The organism is Phytoactinopolyspora endophytica (assembly GCF_004138495.1).
GTDB lineage: Bacteria > Actinomycetota > Actinomycetes > Jiangellales > Jiangellaceae > Phytoactinopolyspora > Phytoactinopolyspora endophytica.
On sequence record NZ_ML142860.1, the window covers coordinates 54,576 to 59,586 of the forward strand.

Sequence of the window (5,011 nt, forward strand, 5' to 3'; positions counted from 1 at the left end):
GAGCACCGGCATGATGACGGACCGCAGGTTGGGCCAGAGGCCATCCCCGATCGGCGCGAACCCGATCGATGGAAGCATCCGAAGCGACACGGCGAACACGAGGACGAGCAGCAGCGCGAGCACATAGTTCGGGATGGCGAGCATCGTCATCGCGCCGACCATGACGATGCGGTCGAAGAGGCCGCCTGGCTTGCGGGCCGCGAGGATCGCCATCGGCAGAGCGATGCCGATCGACACGACGAACGCGAGGAAGACGAGCTCGAGGCTGACGGGCAGACGCTCGGCCAGCAGCGACGTGACGGGCTGGCCGTTCACCGATGACCGGCCCAGGTCGCCCGTGACCGCGCCGGACAGCCAATCGAGATACCGCTCGTGCGCGGGCCGGTCGAGCCCCATCGTCTGGCGGACGGCCTCGACCTCCTCCTCGGTCGCGTCCATGCCCGCCTGGTTGCGCGCGGGGTCGGCGGGCATGACCTCGAGCAACACGAAGACCAGCACGCTGATCGCGAACAGCAGCGGGATCGCGACCAGCACGCGCTTGGCGATCAGCCGGAGAAGGGGCGAGCCGGACACTCGCCCGAGGAGGCCACCGTGCCCCTCAGCGCGGGTGTCGGAATCGGCCGGCGCGGTGGTCGTCACTGCTCGACCCACACCCTGTCGTAGAGGACACCGGTGTTCACCGCGAGCGCCGGGATCGGCATCGTCAGGCCGGGTCCGTGCACACCGTCGCGCACGACTTGCGCCGGCGAGAACGCCATGCCGAACGGCCCGTACGCCTCGTCGGAGATGTACTCGGCGATCTCCTGATAGGCAGCCTCGCGCTCGTCCGGATCGATGGTCGCGATCGCACCGTCGAGCAGGTCGTCGAGCGGCGTCGCCAGGTCGTTCGCGATCGCCTCATCCGCGTTGGACGCGCCCTCGGGGAACGGCGTGCCGCTGAACGGCGAGGTCGAACCGAACCGCACCTGCACGCCGATTCCGCTGGCGGGATCCCACGCGCCTGCGGTCTGCAGCATCGACTCCCAGTCGCCGCTCGTGAATTGTGTGATGACGTCGCCGAGCGGCTTGGAATCGATCGTGACGTCGATGCCGGCCTCGCGCCACTGCGTCTGCAGGGCGGTCGTGACCGAGCGCGCCGTCGAGAGGTCGGTGGTGCCGAGCTCCACCTCGAGACCTCCGAGCTCGTCCACGAGCTGCTGGGCCTGGTCGGGGTCGTACTCCCGATACCCTTCGACGTCGGGCTGGTGGAACAGGCCGCCCGACGCGGTGAACGACTGGCTCATCTCGCCGTCACCACCGAACAGACCCTGTTGGATCGTCTCGAAGTCGGTCGCGTAGTAGATCGCCTCGCGCGCCCTCCTGTCGTCGAACGGCGGCTGGCGTGTGTTGAGCTGGATGACGTACGGCGACGTCGGGACCCCGAGGTGCACGTCGACCTCCGGGTTGTTCTGCGCCTCGTTGATGAGCGTCACGTCGCTCATACCCTCGATCACATCGCCCTGCCCGGCCTGGAGCGTCTGGTAGAGCACCTGGTCGCCCGCGACCGACTGGAAGGTGAGCGCGTCGAGATACGGCAGCCCGTCCTTGAAGTAGTCCGGATTGCGCTCGAGCTGGAGGCGCTCGTTCTGCCTGTTGTCGACGACCGTGAAGGGACCGGCGGCGACGGGTTCGACGCTGAACGCCTCGGCGCCCATCTCGGCGTACGCCGTCGGCGAGCCGATGAGATTCATGTTCGTGCCGGGGAAGCCGTTCAGGAGCGCCCCGTTCACCGTGTTGAAGTTCAGCTCGAGCGTCAGGTCGTCGACGACGCGGATGGCACCCAGCCGTTGCATGACGACGTCGCGGTCGACGTCCTCGGGGAGCGCGTCCCAGAGGCTGTCCATGAACTCGTCGCTGAGCTCGGGTGGGTCCATGCTCAGGTTGAGGTCGATGATGGGTGCACCGGTGCTGCCGGAGCTCAGCTCGCGGATCCAGTTCCACAGCACCGCCTCGGCATCGAACGGCGTGCCGTCGCTGAACTCGATGCCGTCGTGCAGCGTCACCGTGAGGGTGAGGCCGTCCTGCGACCATTCGAAGCTCTCGGCCTGGTTCGGCTCGATCCGGGCGTTCGATCCGTCCTCATCCGCCTCGAGCGTGAACAGTCCGCCGAAGATCGCGGCGTTCTGTGGCAGATTGGCGCCGGTCGAGTTGCTCGTCGCCGGGTCGAGACCCGTCGCCCAGCCGCCGGCGAAGCCGGAGTCGAGCAGCACCGTGAGCTCGCCGCCCGATTGTGGCTCGCCGACCTCACCGCCGGCGTCGGAGCCGGCCTCGCCGGTGCCTCCGCCACTGTCTCCGCCGCAGGCGGTGATCACGAGGCCAAGGCCCATGACAAGCGCGAGTGCCCGGGGGATACGTCCGCCGGTGAAGTTGCCCTTCGCTTTCCTTCTCATGACATGCTCCCCTGTGAGCTGTTGCCGATGGTGCAGCCCTGTGGCCGATCCGGGGCCGGCTAGGAGGCGACCTGTTGTGTTCGGCAGTCTGTCCGATCGCGAGGTAGGCGATCCATGGGACTTCCGTCGGGCGGGAGAAACCGGCTCAAGCCGTTACGGCAACGCCGTACGCACGTCAGCGCGCAGCGATGACGGCGGGTACCTCGGCCTCGCGCCCGAGCCAGCGGAACGCGTTGCGCCAGCTGATGTCGTTCCACTCGTCGCCGGGCAGGTCCATCGACCGCAGCGTCTTCGCGGCCGGATCCTCGCGCGGCATCGCCGGGAAGTCCGAGCCGACGAGCAGGCGATCCGCCCCGAGCAGGTCGATGAGATACCGGATCGCCCGGCGGTCGAACACCATCGAGTCGTAGTAGAACCGCCGGGCGTACTCGAACGGCGACGGACCGTCGTCGGGCATGACGGCGCGCTCCGGATCGCGTGGCTCCTCGTTCCAGGATCCGCCCCAGAAGTAGCCGGCCCGCGGCAGCGACATCGCAAAACCGCCGGCGGCGTGGCTGAACGAGACGCGCAGGTCCGGGCATGCCGCCGCGGTGCCGCCGAGAATGAGCGACGCGGCAGCGTACATCCCCTCGATGCCGACGACGTACGTGCCCATCGCCGACGCCGGCAGCCGATCGGTCGGCGATGGCATCGCGTGCACGAAGATCGACAGGCCGAGGCGCTCGGCCTCGGAGAAGAACGGCAGGAACTTCTCATCGCCGATGGAGCTGCCCAGGATGTTCGACGCGATCTCGACGCCGGCGAGGCCACGCTCGGCGATCGCCGACAGCTCGCCCGCGGCGGCGTCGGGATCCTGCAAGGGCACCATACCGAGGCCGATGAGCCGGCGCGGGTCATACGCGGTCAGTTCCGCGGCGAAGTCGTTGACGTGCCGCGCGAGCGCCAGCCCGTCGGCCGCGGGGAGGTCGTAGCGCAGCAGCGGCGGCATGGGGCTGACGATCTCGACCTCGACCTCAGAGGCGTCCTGCGCCTCGATGCGGCGCTCGGCGGCGAAGAAGACCTCTTTCGCCGGGAACCGCGTCTTGCCGAAGACCAGCAGCCGGTCGCCGCTGCCCTCGATCGGCTCCATGCGAGGGAAGCACCCCGGGGCGTCATCGGGGTAGTCGCTCGGCAGGAAATGGGCGTGTGCGTCGACGATCATCGCTGCTCCTCATGGATCGGGATGGGGTTCGGACTGCTTCGCTCCATTGCGGTCTCCAGGCGGCCGGGGCGTTTCCCCCGCGTCGTCCCGTCGTGGCCCCTCAGCGACCGGAGTCCGGGTGGACCGAGACGTGGATCGCCGACCCGTCACCGGCATCGCCGCCGAGTGTGTCGATGGCCAGACCCACCTCGCAGAGACCGAAGGTGTGCGTGTGGAGCTTCTCGAGTGGGAACCGGCCCGACTCGAGCAGGGAGATCGCCTTTTCGTTCGCGGTGGCGTCGACACCGAAGGCGCCCTTAACGGTCAGCCCCCGGTTGATGAGAATGTCGGTGACGAGCGGTATCTCTCGGTGCCCCTTGAGACCGGCAAGCACCACCCGGCCGCCGTGGCGCACCGACGTGAGGGCGTCGGTGATCGGTTGCGCCGCCATGGGCGTCACCTCGAGGGCGACGTCGGCCATCCGGCCGTCGGTGATCTCGGTGACCGCCTCGACGACGTCGCGGCCCTCGTCGCCGTCGACGACGATCGTGTGGTCCGCCCCGAGCTCCCGTGCGACCTCGAGCTTGTGCCGGTCGCGCTCGAGTCCGGTGATGATGGCCGTCTTCGCGCCGGCCGCCTTCGCGGCGATGACCGCGGCGATGCCACGCTGGCCGGCGCCGAGCACCAGCAGGGTGTCGCCGAGACCTACCTCGCCCAGGTCCACGGCCCACCGCACGCCCGCACCGAGCGGGTTGTACATGGCGGCGATCTCAGCCGGCAGGTTCTTGTCGATCTTGTGCATCACAGACGTAGGCGAGAGGTACATGTAGTCGGCGAAGCCGCCCCAGATGCTCGGTGCCACGTCGACGCCCGTGACACCGTGTCCGTACTTGCGGGACCGGCACGCCTGATAGCGCCCGGTGAGACAGTCCTCGCACGCGCGGCAGGGCACGATCACCTCCAGGGCGACACGATCGCCGACCTCGACGCCCCAGCGCTCTGCCGCACGTTCGCCCAGCTCCTCGATGATGCCGAGCGGTTCGTGCCCAGGGATGAACGGATCGCGGGCCTTGCCCATGTGGCCGCGGTAGATCTCCACGTCGCTGCCGCAGATCCCGTTCGCCTCGACCCGCAACAGCCCGTCGTCGGGGCCGACCGCGGGACGCGGGAACTCCCGCATCTCGATCTGCCGGGGGCCGGTCTGCACCGCGGCGCGTACCATCTGGGTCATCAGTGATCCTCTTGTCTCTCGGTAGCGTTCTGTCGTTTCGACTCAGGCGCTGCGTGGAGGTCAGCGGGCGGCATGCGCCAACCCGGCCGGGACGCCGACGGGCACAGCGGTGCCCGACCAGTCCGCGAAGTTGCGCACGACCATCGAGATGCCCGCGTTCCGCGCGCCGGC

General features: G+C 68.9%; 4 protein-coding genes. All 4 read right to left on the reverse strand.

Annotated features, from left to right (window positions below; translation table 11 throughout):
* A partial coding sequence (locus tag ELR45_RS38640; protein ID WP_205857002.1) for an ABC transporter permease occupies nucleotides 1–639 on the reverse strand: 639 nt, incomplete at its 3' end.
* A complete protein-coding gene (locus tag ELR45_RS21515; RefSeq protein WP_129668186.1) occupies nucleotides 636–2,429 on the reverse strand; it encodes an ABC transporter substrate-binding protein in 1,794 nt (597 codons plus the stop codon). The genes ELR45_RS38640 and ELR45_RS21515, both read right to left, overlap by 4 nt.
* Nucleotides 2,430–2,604: 175 nt before the next feature.
* Nucleotides 2,605–3,630, reverse strand: coding sequence for an amidohydrolase family protein (locus ELR45_RS21520; protein ID WP_129668187.1), 1,026 nt, complete (start codon nucleotides 3,628–3,630; stop codon nucleotides 2,605–2,607).
* A gap of 100 nt (nucleotides 3,631–3,730) precedes the next feature.
* Nucleotides 3,731–4,840, reverse strand: coding sequence for a zinc-dependent alcohol dehydrogenase (locus ELR45_RS21525; RefSeq protein WP_129668188.1), 1,110 nt, complete (start codon nucleotides 4,838–4,840; stop codon nucleotides 3,731–3,733).
* Between the last annotated feature and the right edge of the window lie 171 nt (nucleotides 4,841–5,011).